The sequence below is a fragment of the Flammeovirga pacifica genome (assembly GCF_000807855.2).
In the GTDB taxonomy this organism is placed as follows: Bacteria; Bacteroidota; Bacteroidia; order Cytophagales; family Flammeovirgaceae; genus Flammeovirga; species Flammeovirga pacifica.
In genome coordinates, this window is the sequence record NZ_JRYR02000001.1 from 4,172,216 (window position 1) to 4,197,733 (window position 25,518).

Sequence of the window (25,518 nt, forward strand, 5' to 3'; positions counted from 1 at the left end):
TCATACAGAGGGAAATGCAAGACATTTCCCTCTTGTTTATGCTATAAAAGTGCAATTAAATACGTAAATTGCATTTCAATCAAAAATAAAAAATTGTCAGTTTAAACGCTGATAATGAAAAGAGAGAGTTCATCTCTTTTGGAAAAATTAGGTTAGTTGATATTTAATGAAAGGAAATTTCTGTTCATTTTGTGGCGCACCGAAAGATACGGTAGAGCTCATGGTTTCGGGACAAAATGCCCAAATCTGTAATAACTGCATAGAGCAAGTTCATCAGATCTTGATGGAGGAAAGAAAACCTCGCAAGCAAGATGCTGAGACTTCTGAATTCACCCTAAAAACGCCTGCTGAAATGAAGAAGCATCTTGACGAATATATCATTGGTCAAGATAAAGCGAAAAGGGTATTATCTGTAGCGGTATATAACCACTATAAGAGATTAAATCAGAAGCCTGATAATGATGATATTGTGATTGAAAAATCAAATATTATTATGACAGGTAATACGGGTACTGGTAAAACACTATTGGCTAAAACTTTAGCTAAAGCGTTACAAGTGCCTTTCTGTATTGCAGATGCAACAGTAATTACGGAAGCAGGATATGTGGGAGAGGATGTAGAAACTATCCTAACTCGTTTGCTTCAAGCAGCGGATTACAATGTAGAACAAGCCGAAAGAGGTATTGTCTATATTGATGAAATTGATAAAATCGCAAGAAAATCTGATAATCCTTCGATTACACGAGATGTGTCTGGTGAAGGTGTTCAGCAAGCATTATTGAAATTATTAGAAGGTTCTATTGTTAACGTTCCCCCTCAAGGTGGTAGAAAACATCCAGAGCAGAAATTAATTTCGGTAAACACAGAAAACATATTATTTATCTGTGGTGGTGCTTTTGCTGGAATTGCAGATATGATTGCTTCACGTCTAAATACAAGACCAATTGGTTTTGCAGGTAAAGAAGAAGATTTACCAGAATTAGATAAAGAGGAATTATTAGAATTTGTTACTGCTCAAGATTTAAAACGTTTTGGTATTATTCCAGAATTGATAGGTCGTTTACCTTTGGTTACTTACTTAAAACCATTGGATAAAGATGCATTAAGAAACATTCTAACAGAACCAAAAAATGCTTTAACTAAACAATATCATAAGTTATTTAAAATGGAAGATATTGAGTTAGAGTTTACAGACGGGGCTTTAGATTACATTGTTGAAAAAGCGTTAGAATATGATTTGGGAGCTAGAGGTCTTAGATCAATATTAGAGGCAATTATGTTAGATTCAATGTATGAAATTCCTTCTAGTGATGAAAAGATCGAAAAGTTTGTAGTCGATAGAGATTACGCAACTTTAAAATTTGAAAGTTCATCTCATGCTAAAAATTTAAGAGTAGCATAAGATTTGGAATAAATAAACTTAATCTAACAGACAGCAAAACACCATCAAAGTGCTTTGCTGTCTGTGTTTTAAATAAATTATTTTATGGATTTTAGTAACATGTTTGGACAATTGAAAGATGTCCAAGAAAAATTAAAAGCAGCACAAGAAGAACTTGTAAATGTTGTTGCTGAAGCGGATGCTGGTGGAGGAATGGTAAGATGTGTAGCCAACGCCAAAAAACAAGTAATAAAATTAGAAATTGATCCACTTCTGTGTAAAGAAGAAGATAAAGAAATGCTACAAGACTTAGTTATTGCTGCTGTTAATAAAGCAATTGCTGAGGCAGACCAAAAAGGACAAGAGCGTTTAATGAAAACTACTAAAGGAATGATGCCAAACATCCCAGGAATGGATTTTGGAAACCTTGGTTAAACACAGTAGAAAGGAATATTATTATGCTCCCATACGATCAAGTAGCGGTCGTTATTTTAAACTACAACGGCAAACATTTTTTAGAACGGTTTCTTCAGAGCGTTATTGATAATAGTCATAATGCTAAAATTATAGTGGCTGATAATGCCTCTACTGATGATTCTGTCCAATGGTTACAAGACAACCATCCATCAGTAAGTGTAATAGTTCTCGAGAAAAATTATGGTTTTACTGGAGGTTACAATAGAGCTTTAAATCAAATTGATGCCAAGTATTATGTACTTCTTAATTCAGATATCGAAGTACCAGGAAACTGGTTGACATCAATGTTAGAATTAATGGAGTCTGACACTTCTATTGCAGCTTGTCAACCTAAAATCAAATTATATTCTGATCAAAAGTATTTTGAACATGCAGGGGCAGCAGGAGGGTTCATGGATTATATGGGCTATCCTTTTTGTCGTGGAAGAATAATGCACACTCTAGAAGAGGATAAAGGACAATATGATGATACCATAGAAATCTTTTGGGCCACAGGTGCATGTTTAATGATACAATCTAAATTATACCATGAAATGGAAGGTTTAGATGAAAGATTTTTTGCTCACATGGAAGAAATAGACCTATGTTGGCGTTTAAAATCTTCAGGGTATAAAATTATGACTGTAGGAACTTCTGAAGTTTATCACGTTGGAGGAGGAACCCTTAGTCGTGACAACCCAAAGAAAACATACTTGAATTTTAGGAATGGATTGTTTTTACTTTTTAAAAACCTTCCAACAAGTAAGTTAATCCCCATCATATTTATGAGAATGGTTCTTGATGGAATAGCAGGAGTGCGTTTTTTATTAAAAAAAGAATTTGATAATTTTCTCGCAGTTCTAAAATCACATAGGGATTTTTATATCTCTTTGCCCTATTTAATGAGTCAGAGAAACAAAATTAGAAGTAAGAAACTTTTTTTTAACCAAGTCTATAGCAGATTGATAGTATCGGAATACTTTTTGAAGAGAAGAACGAAGTTCTCAGATCTTCAAGACGTGAAGACTTTAAAATAAGGTTTCTCTAGAATTTGACGACTGACGGATGTACTTCCTAATATTGATGAAAAAGTGTAGCGAAAAATAGAGGATAATAGGTGAGCCAAAAGTAAATAGAGAAGCATAAACAAAATATAATCGAATACTATTTGATGATATTCTTAGTTTATTTCCAATTTTTGAACAAACACCATATGCTTGCTTTTCAATAAATCTTTGAATTAATCTTGGGGTCATAATGATTAGAATATGTTAATATTTGAAAATAAAAATTATATTCGATAGCACATATTTTTTTATCATTTATCTTTATAAAATAAAAGTATAAATACCTTAAGTGCTAATTTCACTCTGATAATCTACTTTTTTACTAATAAAATTCTAAAAAAAGTTAAGATTTGTACTGTAAAGATGAAATTTGTCTATAGACGGGTAAATTGCAAGTCTAGAAATAGAAAAATTTGGATGACGATTATGAACAAATACACTAGTGCTTTGTCAACAGTACTTGCTGCAGGTACATTATTCTTCACGAACTGCTCGAATGTAGACGTGAACAAAATGGCTGAAGAGCAAGGAATGACAATTAATCCTTCACCGCTTGAATTACACGGTGATTCTGTAGTTTTTGATATTGAAACAAAACTCCCTCCTAAATTGTTGAAAAAAGGTTACACGTACGACGTAGTTGTACAATATAACCCTAACGATGCAGAGCCAATTGAAGTTGGTGTAGTATCTTTCAACGGAGATGATTATGCTGATGCCCCTGAAGCAACTCCAGCGTTAAGCGAGCGTATGGCGTTCGGTTATGAGGATAAGTTTGAAAGAGGTCAATTAGAATACTTAGGTCGTGCGACTAAAGTGAAAAACCAAAAAGTTAAGGAATCTAACGATGGTGCTTTCGCTGCAATGCCAAACGGATTGGGTCAAGGTGTTGTTACAACATCAAAAAATTACCAACCAGTATTCATTGCAAATTACGCTGATCACGGTTATAACGATGCTGAGGAGTATACTCCAACAAACGTTGATTTCTTCTTCTTACAAGGATCATCTGCACTTCGTTACTCTGAGAAAAGAGGTGAGCAAGGTAAAGCTTTAACTGAATATGTTTCAGCTAGCAACCCTACAAGAACTGTAACAATTACAGGTTCTCACTCTCCTGAAGGATCAACTGAGGCAAACACAAAGTTAGCTAACAAGCGTCCTGAGGCTGTACAAAGTTACTATGAGTCTTTATTAAAGAAATATAAAGTTGAGGAAGATCAAGCTCCTCAATTCGTAACTAAGCCAGTAGTAGAAAACTGGTCTGCTTTCAAAGCAATCTTGAAAGATTCAGACAAGTTTACTGATGCTGAAAAAGATGAAATCTTATCAGTAGTAAATGGTTCAGGTGATTTCGTTTCTAAGCAATTGAAATTACAATCATTAGCTTCTTATAAGAAATTATTCCGTTACGTATACCCACCATTACGTAATGCTAAATCTGAGATCTTGGAGATCAAAGATAAATTGGATCCTGAAGTGATCAAGTCTCGTGCTACTAGCATCGCTGACGGTCAAATGGCTTTAGATTCTTTATCTACTCCAGAATTACTTTACGCTGCGCAATTCGCAACAGATCTTGACGCTAAAGTTAAAATCTACGAAGCTGCTATCCGTAAAGATGATTCAGCAATTGCTCATAACAACTTAGGTGCAACTTACTTCGCTCAGGCAAAAGCTGCTGACGCGGATGCTGCTGCTGCCTTAATTGAAAAAGCAATTCCTCACTTTGAGACTGCTGCTAAATCTAATAGCATGCCTGAAGCTTATGCTAACCTTGCTGGTGCTAAGTTGATGAAAGGTGATGTTGAAGGTGCTCAAGCGGATATCGCTAAAGCTAATTCTTCTAACCCTTCAGTTGCTGCTACTACTAATGCAGTGAAAGGTTATGTTGCTTTATCAGAAGGTGATTATGACGGTGCTATTCAGTACTTCTCATCTGCTGGAGACGATGCAACTGTTCTTTATAACAAAGGTTTAGCTTACTTATTAAAAGCTGAAAAATCTGGTGCAACTGATTTCTCTCAAGCAACTTCTGCTTTCGGTGAATCAATCAATGCTAAAGATAATGCTTGGGCTCACTACGGTAACGCTATCGTTGCTGCTAGACAGTCTAAAGCTGATGATGCAATTAAAGAAATCAAAGCTGCTGGCGATTTAAAAACAAAAGCTGCTCAAGATCTTGAATTCTTCTCTCTTTGGGAAAATGCAGATTTCCAAGCTGCTACTAAGTAGTTTGTAAAAATATAAAGCATAACAAAAGGCTAGTTTCTTCGGAAACTAGCCTTTTGTTATTTATGAAATCTGGTATCTTGTTGAATCCTTAATGAAGGTGCTTGTATTTTTGAGATACCATCTTTGGTGTAATATCAAATTTCTTTTTAAATGCTTCTGTGAATTTTGTACTAGAACTAAAACCACATTCTCTACTAATTTCTAATATCGATTTATTTTCTGTTGCTAAAAGAGTTCTTGCCTTTTCAAGACGAAAATTAAAATGGAATTTATGAATGCTTGTACCAAATACTTGTTCAAAATCTCTTCTTAATTTAGATACAGAAAATCCATATTCTTTAGATAGATCTTCTAATGATGGAGGACGTTCTGTACTAGAAAGCAAATTATTCTTAAGGTCCATCATATACGTGAAATCATGCTGATGCAAGCTATGTTCTTTATGGGCTGTTCTAGTGAGCAGTTTTTCATAAAATAAAGAAATACAATCGGCTCCTCTTGCTACTAATCGGTTATTAAAAACAGGCAAAGGTAAATCCTGTTCCATTAACTTGTAGGCTTCATTTAATTGTACTTGAATCTCTAAAGGCATAATCTCATGTTTCCACCAAATATTATTCTGGTTAAAAACATCACCAAAATAATCTGTGAAAGAAACATGTTCAAAACCTAATGCATTTTGACCTAATCGAATACCTAACCATTGATTATGAGTGTTAGGAATTAAATCCATAGTAAAATTGAGCCTTGTATCGTAAACCACCATATTTCCGGATAGTCCTAAAGCCTCACCTACATTATTTTTAATTCCTTGCATGACAGCACCTTTTTGCTCAAAGCGAAAACATAAACGAGCAAACTCTTTTGACTCGCCAGACATGACGATCTGAAAATGTTTTTTAAAGTTTAAAGAGTTTAAGGTAATTTCCATTCCGTTACTAATGGATAATATCCATATGTACCCTTCTAAATGCTCATTATTAACAGTATATAGATGTTTATTCTCAAATGATCCTCCAAATTTTTCTTTGAGTTGAAGCATTAAAGAACGCATACTAGCTTCTTGAATATGTACTTTTATTGGTGTTTGACTCACAGTATTCACTTTTTGATTAAGATAAAGATAGTAAGAGATTTCAAAAAAAAAGCATTCGTCAGAGTGATTTTAACACATATAAAAAAAGAAACCCCTACCCCATAATAGGGGTAGAGGTTCATCAAATTCAATAAAAATGATTAATTATTTTTTTGAATTTCTTTCTTCATTCCAATCTTTGAAATCATCCATTACTTGATCAATAGAGAATGAATCAATTTTTTCGATTTGTGGGTACTTGTATAAAGATTGAATAAAACCACCACAAGTGTAACCACCTTTATAGATGTAAGGAGCACGTTTAGCCATCCAGTTCCAATAGCCATTAGAATCAGTATCCGCTCTTTCGTATGGATCTCTTCTAATATTAAATACTTTTGGAATACGTAGTTTTACAAATGGCTCAGCCCAAACTTGCATCGTTTTAGCTCTTTGTTCCATAAATACTACTTTCCAATCATCCATTCTAACCGCTGTGATATCACCATCATCAGATGTGTAAATGAAATTATGTCTTGGAGATTCCTCTGCTTTTCCTGTGAAATAAGGCATCATATTAAAACCATCGATAGTAGTTTGCACTTTTCTATCTGCATAGTCGATACCAGATTCTAATTCTGATTTGATGTCTTCTTTACCAACTGCAGCCATAATAGTAGGCAACCAATCTTGGTGAGAAACGATACCGTTTAAAATACGTCCTTCAGGAATCTGACCTTTCCACATTACATGACAAGGAACTCTGTAAGCACCTTCCCAGTTAGTGTTTTTCTCTGATCTGTAAGGAGTAACAGCACCGTCAGGCCATTCGTTGTAGTGAGGACCGTTATCTGTAGAGTACATGATGATGGTATTTTCCATCAAACCAAGTTCTTCTAGTTTATCTAAAATTTTACCAATGTTTCTGTCATGATCTACCATTGCATCAGCATAGAAAGAATCACCACCTTGACCAGAAATACCTTTGATATCATCAGCAGGGTAAGTAGGGAAGTGCATTCCTACAGTGTTGTACCATAAGAAGAAAGGAGCGTCATCTTCCGCTTTTTCGTCAATCCATTCTAAAGTACGTGTAGTGATTTCTCTATCTACAGTTTCCATACGTTTTTTAGTTAATGGACCTGTATCAGAGATTCTACCATCAGCATAAGAGTGAATTACACCTCTTGGAGCAAATTTCTCTTTAAACCACTCTTCTTGAGGGTAATCAGGATGTTCTGGCTCTTCTTCAGCATTTAAGTGGTAAAGATTACCATAGAATTCATCGAAACCATGCTCTGTTGGTAACATTTCATCGCTATCACCAAAGTGATTTTTACCAAATTGTGCAGTAGCATAACCTTCTCTTTTTAATAACCATGCAATAGATGGGTGTTCTTTTTGAAATCCTGCATTAGCGCCAGGAAGACCTACTTTTGATAAACCAGAACGAATTGGGTTTTGTCCAGTTAGGAATGAAGATCTACCAGCAGTACAAGATTGCTCACCATAATAATCAGTGAAAGCAATACCTTCTTCTGCAATTTTGTCGATGTTAGGTGTTTGATACCCCATTTGACCTCTGTTCCAGAAAGAAAGGTTGAACTGTCCGATATCATCACCCCATAGGATAACAATGTTAGGCTTTTGATTTTTTTTATTAGGTTTTCCTTTATCGTCAGCATAAGTAATAAGCGACACTAAGGATAATAATAGTAAGAATACTTTTTTCATATCACGTATTTATATTAGTTCAATACATAATAAAACGGGGTTGTTGAAGGAAGGATTATCCTTTTTCTTTCAAAGAATATACTATTTTGTTCAAAGTCAAACAAAAAGAAGATTGAGGTGATTTTTAGAATATTTGTATGAAACTATGCTGAAATTTAGGAGGAGAAGGCTCAGTAAAATAAAAAGGTTGCCCTATCCAAATATAAGGCAACTTCAAAAAAGGTGTTTACTCAACGATTTTATCAATCTGTCGGAGTTCTTCTGCTGAGAACTCTATATTATCTAGACAACCAATACTATCTAAAAGTTGTTTCTTACTGCTAGACCCGATAAGAACTGAGGTAACACTTTCATTTCTTACTAACCAAGCTAATGACATTTGTGCTAATGATTGATTTCTATTCATTGCAATTTCATTCAATGCTTTTACTTTATGGATCACCTCATCTGTTAAGTGTTCTTTATTTAAATGTACTTTGGATGAATTGGCCATTCTGCTCTTTTCCGGAATTCCATTTAAATATTTGTTGGTCAACATTCCTTGTGCAAGAGGTGAGAAAACGATAGCTCCCTTTTTATGTTCTTTCAATTTATCAAAGATACCATCTTCAGGAGACCTATCTAATAAAGAATATCTACATTGATGAATGACGAAGGGTGTTCTTAACTCTTTGAAGAGTTGAACAGCTTTTTCTGTTTGGTCTGGCTCATATCTAGAAATACCTATATATAAAGCTTTACCTGATTTGACCAATTGATCTAAGGCTAACACCGTCTCTTCTAATGGTGTGTCGGCATCGAAGCGATGAGAATAGAAAATATCTACATATTCTAATCCCATTCTTTTTAAACTCTGGTCACAGCTAGAAATAATATGCTTTCTAGAACTGTTAATACCGTAGGGGCCTGGCCACATATCGTAACCTGCTTTACTACTAATTAATAATTCGTCTCTGTAAGGAAGAAAATTTTGCTTTAAAATTCTGCCAAAATTTTCTTCTGCAGATCCATAGGGAGGCCCGTAGTTATTGGCTAAATCAAAATGAGTAATTCCGTTATCAAAAGCTGTTGTTGCAATTTCGGTAGCATTTTCAAAATTATCCATGTTCCCGAAATTGTGCCACATTCCTAAAGAGATAATAGGAAGTTTTAGTCCGCTATCTCCACATTTCCGATAAAATATTTTTTCATATCTATCTTGTGATGGAGAGTATATTGGTTTTATCATGTTATTTATTTTAAGAATAGTTCCTGATCAAATTACGAAGTATAAAATCAAAAAAACATCAAATTTTAATCGATTTGACAATAATCATCATTCAATTATCAACTTTTAATGATATATGTTCTTTTTTCAGTAAAACCTTTTGCACTATCCTATTAAAAAATAGATGAAAACTTATTATCTTGGCATCCGAAAACGAAAATACTGATATAATTAGCAGAACTTTTAATAAGTAATGAGAGAAATACAATTCAGAGAAGCCCTTAGAGAGGCGATGCAAGAGGAAATGCGTCGTGATAAAGATGTTTTTATCATGGGTGAGGAGGTAGCTGAATACAATGGTGCCTATAAAGTAACTCAAGGAATGTTAGACGAGTTCGGTCCTGACCGTATTATTGATACTCCGATTGCAGAACTTGGATTTGCAGGTATTGGCGTGGGTGCAGCAATGAACGGTACTCGTCCGATTGTTGAATTCATGACTTTCAACTTCTCTTTGGTAGCGATTGACCAAGTAATCAACAGTGCAGCGAAAATTCTTTCGATGTCTGGTGGTCAATATTCAGCTCCAATGGTATTCCGTGGACCTACAGGTAACGCGGGTCAATTAGGTGCTCAGCACTCACAAAACTTTGAAAACTGGTACGCTAACACTCCAGGTTTAAAAGTAGTTGTTCCTTCTAATCCTTATGATGCAAAAGGACTTTTGAAAGCTTCTATTAGAGATAACGATCCAGTTATTTTTATGGAGTCTGAAGTGATGTATGCTGATAAAGGTGAAGTACCTGAAAGCGAATATATCATTCCTTTAGGAGTTGCTAACATTATTAAGGAAGGTACTGATGTAACTTTGGTATCATTTGGTAAAATGGTTCACACGATTACTAAAGCCGCTGAAGAATTAGAGGCAGCAGGTATTTCTTGTGAGGTAATTGACTTACGTACAGTAAGACCAATCGATTATGATGCAATCCTTACTTCTGTAAAGAAAACAAACCGTCTTGTTGTAGTGGAAGAAGCTTGGCCATTAGCGTCAATCTCATCTGAGATTTCTCACCACATACAATTACATGCTTTTGATTACTTGGATTCTCCAGTAGTTAGAGTAGCATCTAAAGACGTACCTCTACCATATGCACCTACATTGATCGAAGAAATTCTTCCAAATGTAGAGCGTACTGTAGATGCAGTGAAAAAAGTGATGTATAAAAAGTAATCTAAATTACCTTATTTAGATTATAAACTTCATTATATAAACCTCTTGATTCAAGTATATTTGAGTCAAGAGGTTTTTTATTTAATAACCTCTGCTAACTAACTTTAAACCTACATGAAATGAACCAAGGAACAGACATTGAGTACTCTTTAAAATTAATTGATGTATCCCAAATAGATCAAATAGCACCTTTATGGAAAAAGCTTTTTGCTTATCATCATGAAATGCGTCATCAGGTAGTATATGAACCTTCGGATACCGAGTGGATCAGAAGAAAAAATAAATTAAAAGATAAAGCGTGTGAAATGATTGTTTTACAAGCCCTATCAGAAAATAAGATGATTGGTTACTTAGTGGCCTCTTTACAGAAGCTAGATCCAACATGTGGAGAAATAGATTCTTTATTTGTACTTGATGAATATAGAAGTGAGGGTGTTGGAGGAGCATTATTAGAAGAAGCACTTAATTGGTTTAATTATAAAGGAGTCATTCGTAAAAAATTAGCCATTGGGATAGAAAATGAAAGAGTTGTCAGCTTCTATGAGAAATATGGATTTAAAGCTAAGAGGTTGATAATGGAAGGATAATATTCTTTTCGATTAAAGAATCATAGTCTTTCTGATAAAACCTATGAATAATGCTAACTGATTAAGAACACAAAAGGATTTAAAACTATTGAATTAGTTATTTATTTAAGCACAACGGTCTCGTATTCAAAAATACGAGACCGTTCCATTTATAATTAAAAGTCAAAATAAAATACCTCAATATCAGCATTTCGAATGCTCTTTTTTGTAAAATGTTCATTCTTACAAAATTGAGCCAATTGTTTAGGCATCTTTACTTTTTGATTTTTATATTGAAAAGCATCATTTATAAATTTTATTATGTATTTACTGTTTAAACTGTGGCCCTTTAAAGACTTTAACTGCATTTCCTCTTTCTAATGCCAAGTGATTCATCCATTGTTGTTCTAGCTTTTCTTTAGTGTTTTCTAACCTTAGGATTTCGAATTTCTCTTTCATTTTTTCTAAAGCCTTTTGTTTATTCTGATACTGAGATTTCCCATCAGAAACCTCTACACTAACACCACTAGGAATATGGGTAACACGAACAGCCGTTTCTACTTTATTTCGATGCTGACCTCCAGGACCAGAGCCTCTGAATGTTTGGTATTGCAAATCCTTTGTATTTAGTTTTTCTATCTCTTTTTCTGAAAAAAAATCAATAGCTACAAACCAATTTTTACGTTTATGAAATTTTCTAAACGGACTTTTACCAATCCATTGAATGGTTCCTTTCCATTCTTTTAAAGACTCCTGTAATTGATGTCCACTGGCTTTTATGATCACAGAACTTAATGTATGGTGTAAAGGTCCATCGGTTCTAGAGAGTACTTGGTGTTCGATGTTTTTAGCTTTTAAATCGCTTAAAACCTCTTTCAAAAGCTTAGCTACTACCCAACAACATTCAGCAGGACCTCTTCCTGAGGTGATCTGAATAAATAATTCTGAATTACTATTTTTCATATGTTTAAGCTTTATCCATTCGTACAATTTTGGGTGAAAAAGTACCCAAGATATCAACAAGGTTTGTCTGACTTTTCATCACATCTTCAATATTTTTGTAGGCGATGGGTGATTCATCAATACTTCCACCGATAAGGGAAACATTCTCTTTCTGTAGAATTTTCTTCAGCTGACTTCCAGTTATCTTTGCTTTAGTTTTAGATCGAGAAAACTGTCTTCCAGCGCCATGTGATGCAGATTGCAGTGAACCATATTCCCCTTTTCCTTGAACAATGTAGCCATTGGCTGTCATAGACCCGGGAATAATACCTAACACTCCTTTTCCTGCAGGTGTTGCTCCCTTTCTGTGAACAATACATTCGGTTCCGTCAAATTGCTTTTCTTTCCAAGCAAAGTTGTGGTGATTTTCTACTTTGGCAATAGGTTTTATCCCTAAAGCTTTAGCCAAATGATAATGTATTTGATCATGACAAGCTTTTGCATAATCTCCAGCTAAAGTCATTGAAAGCCAATATTCCTGTCCTTCTTGGGCATTTAAATCCAGCCAAGCTAAATTTTGAGTAGGGGAAGGTAAAAGACATTTTTCTTTAGCAATAGAGGTATAATGATTGGCAATTGTAGCCCCTAAACCTCTCGATCCAGAATGAGCTAATAATCCTACATAATCTCCTGCTTCTAAATCAAAAGGATTGTCTGAAAGTAGTTGGACAGTGCCAAATTCTACAAAATGATTCCCAGATCCAGAAGTACCTAATTGCCTACTAGCTTTTCCGTGTAATTGCTTTAACAAAGGGGTAGCCGTAAATTCTATTCTGTCTAAAACTTCATGTTCTTGAACAATACCCAACTCGCCTCCTGTACCAAAATTGGTATATTCTTTTAAAGCTTGTTTTATTTGGTATTCATAACGTTTTAGAAATGTAGGTTGAATTGGGTAGATAGTGAGACTCATTCTACAGCCAATATCTACTCCAACTCCATAAGGTATAACAACATTATTTGTCGCTAGAACTCCTCCAATAGGAAGTCCGTAACCTTGGTGTGCATCAGGCATCATGGCACCACTATGTACCACGGGTAATTTCATTGCCCAACGCATTTGTTGGTAAGCATTACTGCTTATGTGTTGTCTTCCGAAAACATTAAATTCTTTCGCTTCAGCAAGAAGTTCTATTTGTTTTCTTTTTACATCAACTTCAGGTTGAAAGACTTTTGCTATTGGAGATAAAATGGCATCTGTAAGGTATTTTGAATAATTATTTTTGATATCCTCAAGCAAAATTAGTTGCTCTTGCATTGAGGTGTGTTTGTAATGCTTCGCCATTATTTGCACGGCAAGACTAATCGCTTTATTTGAAGCATATTGAATGGCTCGAAGGTGTTTTCCCTTCAATTTCTGTTGGCCCATGTTATTTGATATACAAATCAACCCACTGAAATATAAATTGTATTACTATGAAGGTGAAATCAATTATATACAGTGATTCAGGATTAAAAATTAACCTGATTATTAATAAATAAAATAATTAAGATTGATAGACTGATATAGAGATAAGACCATACTTTTTGATAAAGATGGTGTAATTCAAAACATGAAGAAATTTTGAATCTCAGTCTATGAGGCGATATGTAATTTTAAGACCAACATCATGATACCCTCCTTTTTTAGATTTAGAGAAGATTGTGTTTATAGGCACAAATTTAAATGAAAATAAATTATAATTCCAAACTTTAATCTCTCAGTAGGAGAGATTAAGAGTTTGGAATTTTGGATAAATCTATCTTAAAAGTAGTGTAACGGATCATTTTCTATCTAAATGTTACGACTAAATTTAAATTCTATTTTTAAACCATTGTATTAATAATTGGTTTAATTCTTCTGATTTATTTGAAAAATTATGGTCTGTATCGAACTCCATAATTTTATAATCATAGCTGATTGCTTTCAGTTTACTAGCCATATTTCTGGCTTGTTGTGGGTTGACTCTTTTATCATTTGATCCACAAAGTAGTAGAAGGCTAGTATTTTTATTTAACTCATCTGCCCAAAAAATAGCAGAACGTTTTTTTAGTTCTTCTTCTTTATTAATCTCATAATTTGGGATAAGTTTAGCACACACTTTTGTTTCCATTTCGGGTCTTTCTTTAATTAAAGAAAACATGTCTGTGGGGCCGTTTCCTACGACTGCAGTAGTAAAAGCATTCGATTTTTTTAAAGCAAGGTAAGTCATCATACCACCTCTAGACCACCCAATTAATCCTATATGTTTAATATCGGCTTTTTGTATTTCTTTTGCTGTTTCAGTGAGGTTTAAGACATCATTAATATCGTCACCACCAAATTCATCCTCTTCTCTGTAACAGCTAGCCATTAAGATATTACCTTCGTCTACTAGCCTTGAAATACCAATTAATGAAAAAAGTACTTTCGCTTTAGCTAGTTTTCCTTCTTCTTTATTTCCACCACGGTTGAATAGTATCACAGGAAACTGTCCCTCTTTTTTAGGGGTAGCAATAATAGCATTCACTAATTTTGGAGCACTTTTATAAATGATTGTATAAAAATCAATGGACTCTAAATGTTGATATTCCGTTTTTAAAACCCCTTCATTAGACACCTTTTTCCAAACCGCAGGAATATCTTTTATATTAATTATTTTCTTGGAAAGAATCTGTCCGTTTTTTAGCGTTTCCGACTTTTTATAGTCTTCGGGTGTAATATCATAATCCAATACAGTATCATTTAAACTATTTTTAAATTGATAGGCTTTATAGAAACGTTGACCAATTTTTACCCCAAAGAAGAGTGAGGCGATTAAGAATAGGACACCAATTCCAATCGAGATTAGTTTAATAATTTTCATAGTTGTTTTAATGGTTTTGTAGAGTAAAAAGTAAATTTATTTATAGAGAGTATTTAATACTTGGAAGTCATACTATTGAAGCCCGAATATAGTCGATTTCATCTAAAAGAATTAGATTATTTTTCGGGTTTTGAAAAAAAATAATCCCCCTTTTACATCCAATAAGTATGATGTAAAAGGAGGATTATTTAAGAGCTTATTTTTTGGGAAGTTAGAGTGTAATTGCTGTTATACTTTCTTTAGGAAGGATTACCTTTTTGGTATCACCATTTAAATGAATTCTATATACTGCCTCTTGAGGGTCTGTATTATGAATTATAATTTTAATTTTTCCAGAGGGGCTTTTTACCGTAATCATTGGTCTTTGGCTATTTGATGCGATTCTAACATCTCCAGGTTGGATAAAATGACTGATAATATACATCGCATTATAATCAGGATTGTATTTTATTGTTTTCTTTTCCCTATCGATATTGATCAATGAATTTTGAGGCCACTCCCATCCACTTTCGGTTGTTTCATTCAAAATCATATTCCAATAACAGAAATTACTAACACCACTATTTATATATTTAGCCACTTCTTCTAAACGATGATTTGCCTCTTCAGTACTATTTTTTCCATTATAGCAATGGCCTTCTGTATGGAACATTTTAAGCGTAGGATTCATTTTAATCGCATCAGTAATCACTAAAGGATTGGTATACTGAATACCAACACCGGCCAATTTTTCTGCATTTTTTAAAGTCAGAAACTCAATAAGATCCAATTGTTCTGCTGTTCTAAAAGTACCTGCAAAAACTTTCGTATTGACTTTTTCTTTCTTGAATGTTGGTAAGATATATTTTGTGGATAATTCTATCATTTGTTGAGGAGGCATAACACAACTTGGATACTTTGTGTTAGCATCATTTTCATTTTGAACACAAATACGATCGATATTCACACCAGCTCGTTGATAACTTTTGATATACTTTGTAAAGTAATTTGCATAAGCCTGATATACCTTTTTATCATTTTTAAGTTGATTAGTTTCTTTTGTTAACCCTGTTATAGAATTACTCGTTTTCATCCAAGCTGGAGGACTCCAAGGTGAGGCAAAAAGTAATAAGTTGGGTTGAACATCAATTGCTTTTTTAATATAAGGAAGTACATATTTTTGATCCCTTTCAATAGAGAATTCTTTCATTTCAAAATCATTTGGAGAGTTGGAATAGCTGTACGCATCCAAACCAAAATCACTTGATCCTATAGCGGTCCTACAAAAAGTAAATCCGGCATTATCAGAATGAAATAAATGTTGCATTACTTCATCTTGTTGTTTTTCTGGCAAACTTGATAATGCTTCTCCACCTACTTCATTAAATGCACCTCCAATTCCTTCTATTGTTTGATATTCAATACTTGGGTAAAGCGTTATTTCATGTCCCCATTTAATTTTTTCATTGCTCTCTTTTACAGCAATTTTTTGTAAAGGTTTAGCATCACCTTTCTCTAAGGTGACATAAAACATCTCCATAGAATTAAAGTTTTGAGCTGTAATTATAGAAGAATAAAAAAATAGGATTAGTAATACAATTCGTCTGTTCATTTCTCTACTGTCATATATTTTAATGATGCATTGAAATTAATCAATAGGTCTATTAGAACTACAATAATTGTATTAGACAATAGTTCATAAAGAATTTTCACCCTGCTATTCGATAGTTTTTGTATGCCTTAAAAGCTCAAAGTAGAAAGCAAAATCAATTAAGTATTACTCATTCAATGTTTTTTCGAAAGGAATAGGGTTTAGTAAGAGTTTATCCCCTTCAATAATTAGATACGAATAAAACGAATACAAAATGATCAGGTCAAGTATTAATCAAAAGTATAAAAAAGGTGACAACTTTTTTATCAACTCTACATTTATGCGTCTTTTTATGCTGCCTTTATTTTTCATGTGCTCTTTCTGTTTTGCTCAAGAAGAAGAAAAAAAAATTGATAACTCTAAGCCTACTAATCTCTACCGAAGATTAAATACGGTGGTAGAGTCCAATGAGGATGGCCGTATAGGTGCACGTCTTATTTATAATGGCACTGTAGGCAGTAACATTTTATATAGTGTAGAATTACCTGTATTCTCTACAGAAAATAAAGAAACAGGACAAAGGTCTTATGGAATAGGGGATGTTAGAGCTCGCTTTTTCCATGTGACTCATAAGAACTATGAGAAAACATTTGGAGCATTTGGTTATTCTGTTGATGTTTTTGTTCCGGGTCAATCAGGTATTGGAAGTAATCAATGGATGATTTCTCCAGGTGTTTTGGTAGGAGTGATTGCGACTGATTGGATTCAATTTTTTCCAATTGTGTCTTACCAATACAGACATCATATGACTACTGGAGCAGTAACTCATGGAGCAAGTTTTCAGGTAATTACACCCATCAAATTTAGTGATAAAAGCTTCATGAGAATCACTCCAATTTGGCAAATGCCCGACTTTAGAAACCCAGAAGTCGCTACAGCTTTAGAAACGCAGTTTAATTATTTTATCACTGAAAAAGTACAATTACAGCTTTTCCATATGGCTCATGAAAAATATGGTAACACAGTACGAATAGGAACAACTATCTTTTTTTAATTATGAAAAATTTAATATCAATAGTTCTTTTAATAGGCTTATTTGCCCTAGAGTCAAATGCCCAAGATCATCCTAAAGGATATCTTTCCATGACTACTTCTGGTTCTGGAGTCTTACAAAGAGATGCACAGTCTTTTATTCTTAGTTTAGATTACAATCATTATGTTTCTGATCGATTTATGATAGGAATGTCTTTGGTAGGAGACTGGGAAAAAGAAAACCAAAAATTGGAAAGCGGAATGCAAGTGAATAACAGCTACAAAAGTTCTGTTGCTTTCTACGGTACTTATTTATTTGGAAAAAATAGACATTGGGGTGTTGGTGGCGGATACGCTAAAGACATCACCAAAGGGGATTCATTTAAATTAGGCAACGATTATGTCGACGCCTTTTTAATGTATTTCATTCCTGTTGGTAATATTGGTTATGTATGCCCTCGAGTTGGTTATGTACATGATATTCAAGATCAAGAGCAGAGTGTGTCGTTTGGTTTTAGTTTCTCAATTCCTATTAAATAAAGACGAACATATTGTGTAGCCATCGTTTCTTTGATTCGATGGCTTTTTTTATTTCAAAGATGTTAATTTTTAAAAGAAGTCAACTATTTTAATATCAATTGTGTTGTGTGGTTAGATTATTTGATGAAATGTAAAAAACCAATTATTTAATTATCTAATAATCTGTTGTAACTATTTGATATTGAGTGTCTAAAACCAGTGTTGATCATTTGAATTTAAATGATTTTTTTTAAATTCTAGATGATAAATCTTAACTCAATAATTCAACAATTATCCAAAAACTTGTAACTGATTTTACCCTGATTAGCTATGTACTCACTGCGATCTATTAAAATCCTCACTCTATTGTTTTTAACGTGCAATAGTCTGACAGCCAATTCAAAAATACCATCGTCCATTGAAATTGAAAAAAAAGTATTTTCTCTTTCGGTGGTTTCTAAGTTAAAAGAATTGGAAACCGATATGCCAGAAAAATTAACTGGACATACAGAAGAAATCATCAAAGATGTTTTAAAAAATTATACGCATTTATCAGAACACCAAAAGAAACTTTTGATGAATATGAAATGTAGTATGAGAGTTTTATCAAAAGAAAAAAATACGGAAGATTATGAGTTAGTTCATCAGAAATTAAGTAAAGCGTTAAAGTACCTAAGAACAAAAAATTCTGATGAAAAACAGTTTGCTTTTGTAGGTAACCTATCTAGATCAAATGTAGGTGGACAAAAAGGCTATTTAGTGGATATGGAATCTGGAACCTTACTAGAAGTAGATATTTCTTCGGCATGGAAAGGTATTGGATTTAAAAACGAATCTGAAAAAAGTCCTTTAGGTTATTTTGAGATAGTCAACAATTATAATTTAGAGGGATGGCAATCAAAAACCATTACATCACCAATAACAAAAATATTTCATAAAATTAAAGGTCAAGCTTATAAAGGAGAAGTTAAATATCTATATAGAAAATCAACCAAACTAGAAAGGGCATTTATAACTTCCAATCAATTTGGCCTGATAGGTAAAAATCAAGGAACTGAATATGTTGATTTATCAGCCAAAGATTATTTAAGAAACCATCGAGAAGATCTTAATTATATCAATAATAGTAATTCTAGTAAACGATTGATTTATATACATGGTACCAATAGAGAAGATCAACTAGGTTATGAATTGTCTGGTGGATGTATTCGTGTTAGTAATATATTTTCTTTTCTCTTTAAAGAAATTCTTGAGTCGCAAGAAACCATTGATGTCTTTTTAGATGCAGCTGCTTTACATGAAGCCCATCCTATTGATATTCCTGGTTTTGATCCTATGGACCTTGAATCTATTTATAGAATACAAACGGTGCAATTGAATAAATGGAATTTAATGGATTCTATGAAGCTAAATAAGAAGCTATTTCAACATATTTTACCAAGGGTTTCCCATCAATTAGCACATAAAATGACTAAGGTTAAAAATGGTCAGGTAAAAGTTTCTATTACTATGACAGTTCCTTTTCCTGAATCAGCCATGAAATATTGGATTCCAATCATGCATCATGATTTACATGAATCAAAAGCCATCTTTCAAAATAGATTTGGTTTAAAAGGGCAGTATGTCAATTCTTTAAAAGAATCTATGCATAGCTCTTTTTATGGGGCCTATTCTCCTCAGTTTTTAGATACATATTATAAAAATAGAATGAAGGAGTTTCATAGAGTATTAACCGGAACATTGGCGTATTCTATGAAACAAAAAAATCTATCAGTGGATTCTCTACAGACTATTGTTGAAATATCAGAGCAAGATTATTCTAATCATTACTTTAAAGAAAAAACCAATTCTGAGTTATTTAATTTTTATTCTATTTCTGAAGAAAGAAAGAGAGTATTACACTATATGGAAGTACTTGATTCTGTCGTAGTTCATCACCCTGAAATGATTGATGAGTTAAAACATTTGTCGTGGCTTAAAGAATTTATCCAACAAAGAGAACATGGGATTTTTGAAAACAGTGATGTTCCTGATTATTATGATGCAGTGTTGGTTCAGGCGTATTTATATGCTTTAGGAGAAGAGGAGTTGTATAATATTCAGTTAAGATTACACGAAAATAGTCCCATGAAAGAAAGTAAAATTGAGGGTGATTTGTTAACTCAATATGGATTATCAAAAACGCTGGATATACTGGATAAACAGGGGTTATGGTATCTCTTTGAGTTTTCTAGATCTTCCGATAATTATATAAAAATGGGAATGGAAAGTGCTCATCAACCAAAAAGAGATATGATGAGAGGTATACTGTTACTAGCCGAATCTTATTACAGTCAATATAAATGGCAATCTAATACCTATTTAATCACTACAGAAGTAGATGGTGATTATGCAGTGTTATCAGATTAAAAAAATAGCCACCTAGTAGTATTAGGCGGCTATATCGTTAGAGTTAGATGAATAGAGTAAAAAAGATCAGAAATAATTTCTGGTCTTTTTTTATTGGCTGTTAGTTCGTGTCAATTTGTAATTGATACCAGTTGATTTTTCGGGTATAGAACATCGTTGCACCCAGGATAATAGTTAATCCTATTCCTCCCATAAGTAAGGCATAATCGACCATTTGTAGTGTGGTAAATAAGAAACAATAGATGCTTATAAGTACTGTGGAAAGCATGATACTTAGCTTTTTACTTTTGAATAATGTGAGGGAGTATAGAGAGATCATTCCAATGATTCCAACACTAGAAAGACCAAAAGCAAGGTTGAAATTACTGTGTTCAGATATTGAAACAAGCAAGACATAGAACAGGCATAAAGCCAAGCCAACCATAGCATATTGTAGAGGATGAATTCTTGTTTTATTCATGATTTCAACCAAGAAGAAAATGAGGAAGGTGAGTGCTATAGTCATGATGCCATATTTGGACGAACGCATTGCTTTTTGATAGTCATCGAGAGGTACAATTAAATCAATACCAAAACCTGATTGATTCATGTAAATTTGATTGTTATTGGCTTTATCGTCCAGCCACACTTGAGGGAAGTTTCTATTTAATTGAAGTACTTTCCAAGAGGCTTTAAATCCTTCATCTGATATTTCTCTATGGTCTGGTAGGAAATTTCCAACAAAACTTGGAGCAGTCCAATTCGAAGTGATATCCACATTGGTAGTAGCGCCTAATGGAATAAAAGATAAGCTTCTACTCCCTTGTAGGTCCATTTTAAGCTTGAAGTGATAGGTTTCTCCTTTCTGAATTTTTACAGGAATAGTCACACCTGTTTTAATGATATTTTGAATTTGACTACCTGGTTGTGCTAAAATCGAGTCATCATTCCAAGCCATATTTAATTGATTCTTGATGCCTTTTAAATCAGATACACCAACGGTTAGAAAAGCATCTTCGTAATGAATTTTTTTGATGTGTGAAGCATTTAATTCTTTGTCGAGAAGGAAGCTTCCATCTATTTCAATGTTTGAGCCGTATACAATCACTTCATAAATACTTCTTTCTAAAGATCGAGAGGAAACATTTCCTTTGATATTTAATTGATCTGGCAGAAAGTACCAATTACTATAATAGTCTATTGGAGCACCATCTTTATCTAAGGTTTGAAATGAGATAGGTATTGTTAAAACAGGTCCTTTAATTTCTTGCTGATCAGCCCATTTTGAAGAGACTTCATTGGTTACTGTTTCGTTATGAATTTCTCTTTCAGTAATAATAGATTTGATCATGCTTACAGGAATTAGAAGCATTAATATCATAACCACTATGATGATTAATTTGATCATAACAGGATTGAAAGCTGAATTTTTGGTTTTTTGTATTTGTTCCATATTTCTATTTTGTAAAGTACTTTGTATTTCAAAGTGAATAAATAAATTTTTTATTATAGTGTTTTCAACAATAACTGAATGCCCTTGTTGATCATTTTTGACTTCAGTACCAAATACCTTCTATGTTGAAGAAAGATAAATTGATAGACTAAAAAGAAAGTGAGATACATATATAGTTTCATTGTATATTTAAAAGTACTTTGTGTTTCAAAGTGATTGAACAAAAAAATTATTTCAATAAATCTTCAATTGCCTTGATATGTTTTTTAAAAGCGATCTTTCCCATATCAGTAGCAGAATATTTTGTATTGGGCTTACGGTTTAAAAACTCTTTTTTTATGGAGACATATTCCACTTTCTCCAAGTTTTTGAGGTGTGATGCTAGATTACCATCGGTCACGCCAAGTAGTTCTTTTAGGGAATTAAAGTCCAAGTACTCATTGACAACAAGAGCGGCCATAATCCCCATTCGAACTTTGTTTTCGAAAGCTTTATCTAAATTATTTAATAAGTCTTTCACTATCTGTTATTTGTAAAGTACATGTATATCCCGTAAGCTATGTGAAGCACACCGAAACCAACGGCCCAAAAATAGATACCATAACCTATAAATTGAGTAGCCAACAAACCTAATACAATTTCAATAATTCCTAAGCTTTTTATATCAGAAAATGTGTACTTGCTACCGTTAACTAAAGCTAATCCGTAAAATATTAGTGTAAGTGGAGCTGCTAATCCAACAAAACCTTTTAGTACTAAGATTAAAGTTAAAATACCTCCTGTAGCTAAAGGAATCATCATACTACTAATAAACCTTTTGATCTGAAGATCCCATAATTTTACACCATTTTTTTTGGATTCTATATTGGTGAAAAATAAAGCCGAACCTACAGCAAAGAGAATAGTTAAGGCTCCTATTAAAATGAGATAATTGACATTTACAAGATCTAATTGGTTTCTCTCAAAGCCCATTTTGTACAGATGTTCATACGCAAAATAAGCTCCTATTAGAGCAGAAACTCCTGCACTAACACCAGATAAACCACTCAAGGACATAAATCGAGTAGAACGATTCATAATGTCTTTGATCTCTTTTAAGTCGTTGATATATTCTTGTTGATTCTCCATATTTGAAAGTGCTTTGTAATTCAAAGTAAATGATTTGAATTAAAGATTCCAAAAGAAAGCGAAGAATTTTTGTTTGATTTTTTTCCTAACTAATTAATAACAAGTTGTTTTTTCTTCTTACCATAATTCTTACCATACCAAAGCACACAGCCTGTAACAGGAAAAGTAGTAATGATAAGGCTAATTAAAAAGGCAAGGATTTTACCTGGTAGTCCAAAGATAGATCCCACATGAATATCATAGTTCATACGGAGAACAAGGTCGGAGAAATCAGCATCAGCGTAGCTTCCATAGATACTTTCAGTAGGTAAAAGCTCTGATGTTTTTTGATCAAAGAAGAGGTAATCTACATCATGAAATTGGCCCTCTCCATAAAGTACTTCTACTAGAATGGATAGAGAATCTGATTCAGGAAGATGCACCTCTATGGTTTTATAATCAGGAAATTGATTTTTAGTAATATCATACACATTGTGTATGGCATTGTTTGGATCATCTAACGGAAGAGCAATTTCTGTCTGGTTATTAGGTTGTAAAAAATAAAGTGATTTTTCTCCTCCAATCACTTTATAAGTGATGAAAGCAAGCCATCCCAAACCAATACCAACTCCGGTAAAGGCAATTAGAAACACAAAAAACGAACTATAGAAACCTATAATACTGTGGAGATCATAGTTCTTCCTTTTCCATTTAGTTTTATCATTCCAATCAAATGTTAAGCGTTGTTTTTGCTGTTTTTTGGAAGAAGGCCACCAAAGTATAATACCCGAAATAATAATTAGAAGAAATAATAATGTACTGTAAGAAGTGATCGGTTGACCGATATCTTTTGGCAACCAAAGTCGCATGTGCCCTTTGAGCATGAATGCAAAAAATCCGCTTAGGTTATCTTCTTGATGAAGTACAGTTCCGTTATAAGGGTTAAGATATACCGATCGGTAAAATTCAGGTGATGCTTCATAGAAAATAACTTCTAAAGCTTCATTGGGTTGATTGTAAGCAATGCCGTGAATATGATGATCGGGGTAAACGGTTAGTGCTTTTTCTTTAGCTTGTAAAGGTGTTATAAAGGAACAATTTTCTACTTGAACTGTTGAATAATCATCGAATAGATTTTTAAATTCATCATGGAACACCCAACCACAGCCGGTAATTCCAAGAATAAATACAACCAATCCTGTAGTAAAGCCTAAGTAAAGGTGAATTTTTCGGAATATTTTCTTCAGTTTTTTCTTTTCCATAAAGCGTATAAAATATCGAGTGGAATGGGTGTTTAAATAGAATTTAGTGAATATGTAAAACGAGGGGTGATTAACCCCTCGTTTAGGAATAAGGTAACTCTAAAAGCTAGGTCCGTTTAATCACCAACATTACTTTAAGAATTATATTTTTAGTTTACTAAGTCGAAAAATCCTTTGATTGTCTTACCAACAATTTTACCGCCTTTAGTAGCTGTTGCATTATCAACATCTACTTCATAAACATAAGCATCATTTGCTGTTTCAATACTTACATATACTTTACCGTTGATTTTTTCAACAGGAGAAGTATATCTTTTTGCATGTAAAGGAACATCAGCAACGTCAGTAACTGTTTTTGCTACAAGATCAATACTGACTAATTTTTGATTGAAAACATCTCTACCATATGCCGCCCAAGGTCCACCAATATCTTCAGTAAGTACTCTTGCAATAGCTTTGTTGTTTCCTACATAATCAAACCAGAAAATAGCACCGCCATTGGTTAACTCATTAATGTTTAAGAAGTAGTTGTCATCAAAATCTGTTTCGCCGTTATTTATTTTTAAAATTCCAGAAGGAACAGTGGCAGCAGGGTATACACCAGCCATTTCAAATCCAGAAGAGAATGAATACAAGTCTCCATTTTCTGTTCTGATAATTGATGAAGTATGTCCGTTTGTACCAATATGAGAGGTACGAGTATCTGTGATAATTTTTTCTGGTGATACTGCTTCACTTCCTGCATTAATAATAGCGTCATAGCTGTAAACAGCAACATAAGCAGTGTTTACTTCAGGAGTACCTACATTACCATCGGCTGTAACTAAGTGATAAGGAATGAAAAATTTATCACCATTTTGAACTAAAGCAGTTGCCCATGCAGTAAGTCCTTCGTCAGCTCTTTCGTCAATGTTTACAGTTACCTTTTTAGTAATTTGACCTGAAGAAACATCAACGATATAAAGTGTTTTTGCAGAAGTACCACTATAAAAGTTATCTAAACCAAAGAACAATGTATTATCTGATGAATGACCAAACATTTGAATTGGATCATCATATACAAAAGAACCTCCTTTTTGAATAGTACCATTTGCATCTGCTGTGTATGACTGACATGTTTTAGCCTCATCATATCCTGATACAAATAAAGTATTACCAACTTGGTAGAAGAAGTTCCAACCTTGTGTTTCAAGACCTGTTCCTGATACAGTTACTTCTGAATTCATAATGTCTTTTTGTGTCAAAACATATTCAGTTTCAGGCGTACCCGTTACTTTGAATCCCATAGTAATACCAGCATCTTTTGGAGCAGTTGGTGTAGAACTGTCATCATTACAACCTGTTAGTGTAATAACTAACAATAAGATGATTCCGATAAAATAGTTGTGTTTCATTATATTAGTGA

At 33.4% G+C, this 25,518-nt stretch carries 22 protein-coding genes; 9 read left to right on the plus strand and 13 right to left on the minus strand.

The window, feature by feature from the left end; translation table 11 throughout:
• Positions 1–166: 166 nt before the first annotated feature.
• The 3 genes from clpX to NH26_RS16550 all read left to right on the plus strand — a co-directional run bounded on the left by clpX (position 167) and on the right by NH26_RS16550 (position 2,874).
• Positions 167–1,402, plus strand: coding sequence for an ATP-dependent Clp protease ATP-binding subunit ClpX (gene clpX / locus NH26_RS16540; RefSeq protein ID WP_044219653.1), 1,236 nt, complete (start codon positions 167–169; stop codon positions 1,400–1,402).
• Between the two features lie 84 nt (positions 1,403–1,486).
• Positions 1,487–1,816 (plus strand): YbaB/EbfC family nucleoid-associated protein, encoded by a 330-nt coding sequence (locus NH26_RS16545; protein WP_044219655.1) that lies wholly within the window; start codon positions 1,487–1,489, stop codon positions 1,814–1,816.
• Between the two features lie 23 nt (positions 1,817–1,839).
• Positions 1,840–2,874, plus strand: a complete 1,035-nt coding sequence (locus NH26_RS16550; RefSeq protein ID WP_044219657.1) for a glycosyltransferase family 2 protein — start codon at positions 1,840–1,842, stop codon at positions 2,872–2,874.
• Here the strand turns inward: NH26_RS16550 and NH26_RS25870 are convergent.
• Entirely contained in the window at positions 2,866–3,093 is a 228-nt protein-coding gene (locus tag NH26_RS25870; RefSeq protein ID WP_084812208.1) for a PspC domain-containing protein, read from the minus strand. The two genes, NH26_RS16550 and NH26_RS25870, sit on opposite strands and share 9 nt — an antisense overlap.
• A 237-nt stretch (positions 3,094–3,330) precedes the next feature.
• On the opposite strand from NH26_RS25870, the gene NH26_RS16555 reads away from it, so the two are divergent.
• Entirely contained in the window at positions 3,331–5,139 is a 1,809-nt protein-coding gene (locus NH26_RS16555) for a tetratricopeptide repeat protein (RefSeq protein ID WP_044219659.1), read from the plus strand.
• Between the two features lie 88 nt (positions 5,140–5,227).
• Here the strand turns inward: NH26_RS16555 and NH26_RS16560 are convergent, their stop codons facing one another.
• The 3 genes from NH26_RS16560 to NH26_RS16570 form a co-directional block, all read right to left on the minus strand.
• Entirely contained in the window at positions 5,228–6,235 is a 1,008-nt protein-coding gene (locus tag NH26_RS16560; RefSeq protein ID WP_206780201.1) for a helix-turn-helix transcriptional regulator, read from the minus strand.
• A 144-nt stretch (positions 6,236–6,379) separates the two neighbouring features.
• Entirely contained in the window at positions 6,380–7,948 is a 1,569-nt protein-coding gene (locus tag NH26_RS16565) for an arylsulfatase (protein WP_084812209.1), read from the minus strand.
• Positions 7,949–8,174: 226 nt separating this feature from the next.
• Positions 8,175–9,176, minus strand: coding sequence for an aldo/keto reductase (locus tag NH26_RS16570; RefSeq protein ID WP_044219661.1), 1,002 nt, complete (start codon positions 9,174–9,176; stop codon positions 8,175–8,177).
• 232 nt (positions 9,177–9,408) lie between these two features.
• Between NH26_RS16570 and NH26_RS16575 the strand changes: the two genes are divergently transcribed.
• On the plus strand, positions 9,409–10,389 hold the full coding sequence (locus NH26_RS16575) for a pyruvate dehydrogenase complex E1 component subunit beta (protein ID WP_044219664.1): 981 nt from the start codon (positions 9,409–9,411) through the stop codon (positions 10,387–10,389).
• Between the two features lie 119 nt (positions 10,390–10,508).
• Complete coding sequence (locus NH26_RS16580) at positions 10,509–10,976, plus strand: GNAT family N-acetyltransferase (RefSeq protein ID WP_052431829.1); 468 nt, start codon at positions 10,509–10,511, stop codon at positions 10,974–10,976.
• 306 nt (positions 10,977–11,282) lie between these two features.
• On the opposite strand, the gene prfH is transcribed toward NH26_RS16580, so the two are convergent.
• The 4 genes from prfH to NH26_RS16600 all read right to left on the minus strand — a co-directional run bounded on the left by prfH (position 11,283) and on the right by NH26_RS16600 (position 16,373).
• Complete coding sequence (prfH, locus tag NH26_RS16585; protein WP_044219667.1) at positions 11,283–11,918, minus strand: peptide chain release factor H; 636 nt, start codon at positions 11,916–11,918, stop codon at positions 11,283–11,285.
• 4 nt (positions 11,919–11,922) lie between these two features.
• Positions 11,923–13,326 carry an RtcB family protein gene (locus NH26_RS16590; protein WP_044219670.1) on the minus strand — a complete coding sequence of 468 codons (1,404 nt, stop codon included), beginning with the start codon at positions 13,324–13,326 and terminating at the stop codon, positions 11,923–11,925.
• 424 nt (positions 13,327–13,750) lie between these two features.
• Complete coding sequence (locus NH26_RS16595) at positions 13,751–14,782, minus strand: alpha/beta hydrolase family protein (RefSeq protein ID WP_044219673.1); 1,032 nt, start codon at positions 14,780–14,782, stop codon at positions 13,751–13,753.
• A gap of 211 nt (positions 14,783–14,993) precedes the next feature.
• Positions 14,994–16,373 (minus strand): glycoside hydrolase family 30 protein, encoded by a 1,380-nt coding sequence (locus tag NH26_RS16600; RefSeq protein ID WP_044219675.1) that lies wholly within the window; start codon positions 16,371–16,373, stop codon positions 14,994–14,996.
• A gap of 253 nt (positions 16,374–16,626) precedes the next feature.
• On the opposite strand from NH26_RS16600, the gene NH26_RS16605 reads away from it, so the two are divergent.
• The 3 genes from NH26_RS16605 (at position 16,627) to NH26_RS16615 (ending at position 20,312) form a co-directional block, all read left to right on the plus strand.
• Positions 16,627–17,406 (plus strand): hypothetical protein, encoded by a 780-nt coding sequence (locus tag NH26_RS16605; protein ID WP_139263129.1) that lies wholly within the window; start codon positions 16,627–16,629, stop codon positions 17,404–17,406.
• A gap of 2 nt (positions 17,407–17,408) precedes the next feature.
• A complete protein-coding gene (locus tag NH26_RS16610) occupies positions 17,409–17,924 on the plus strand; it encodes a hypothetical protein (protein ID WP_044219680.1) in 516 nt (171 codons plus the stop codon).
• A gap of 309 nt (positions 17,925–18,233) precedes the next feature.
• Positions 18,234–20,312 (plus strand): L,D-transpeptidase, encoded by a 2,079-nt coding sequence (locus NH26_RS16615; protein ID WP_084812211.1) that lies wholly within the window; start codon positions 18,234–18,236, stop codon positions 20,310–20,312.
• A 100-nt stretch (positions 20,313–20,412) separates the two neighbouring features.
• Here the strand turns inward: NH26_RS16615 and creD are convergent, their stop codons facing one another.
• The 5 genes from creD to NH26_RS16640 form a co-directional block, all read right to left on the minus strand.
• Complete coding sequence (gene creD, locus NH26_RS16620; RefSeq protein ID WP_052431830.1) at positions 20,413–21,744, minus strand: cell envelope integrity protein CreD; 1,332 nt, start codon at positions 21,742–21,744, stop codon at positions 20,413–20,415.
• 229 nt (positions 21,745–21,973) lie between these two features.
• Positions 21,974–22,264 (minus strand): winged helix-turn-helix domain-containing protein, encoded by a 291-nt coding sequence (locus NH26_RS16625; protein ID WP_044219684.1) that lies wholly within the window; start codon positions 22,262–22,264, stop codon positions 21,974–21,976.
• The gene (locus NH26_RS16630; protein WP_044219688.1) at positions 22,264–22,872 is read right to left on the minus strand and encodes a hypothetical protein; all 609 of its coding nucleotides are present in this window, start codon (positions 22,870–22,872) and stop codon (positions 22,264–22,266) included. The genes NH26_RS16625 and NH26_RS16630 overlap by 1 nt, the downstream gene beginning before the upstream one ends.
• 89 nt (positions 22,873–22,961) lie before the next feature.
• Entirely contained in the window at positions 22,962–24,113 is a 1,152-nt protein-coding gene (locus tag NH26_RS16635) for a PepSY-associated TM helix domain-containing protein (RefSeq protein ID WP_044219693.1), read from the minus strand.
• A 149-nt stretch (positions 24,114–24,262) separates the two neighbouring features.
• Positions 24,263–25,507, minus strand: coding sequence for a DUF4374 domain-containing protein (locus NH26_RS16640; RefSeq protein ID WP_044219696.1), 1,245 nt, complete (start codon positions 25,505–25,507; stop codon positions 24,263–24,265).
• Between the last annotated feature and the right edge of the window lie 11 nt (positions 25,508–25,518).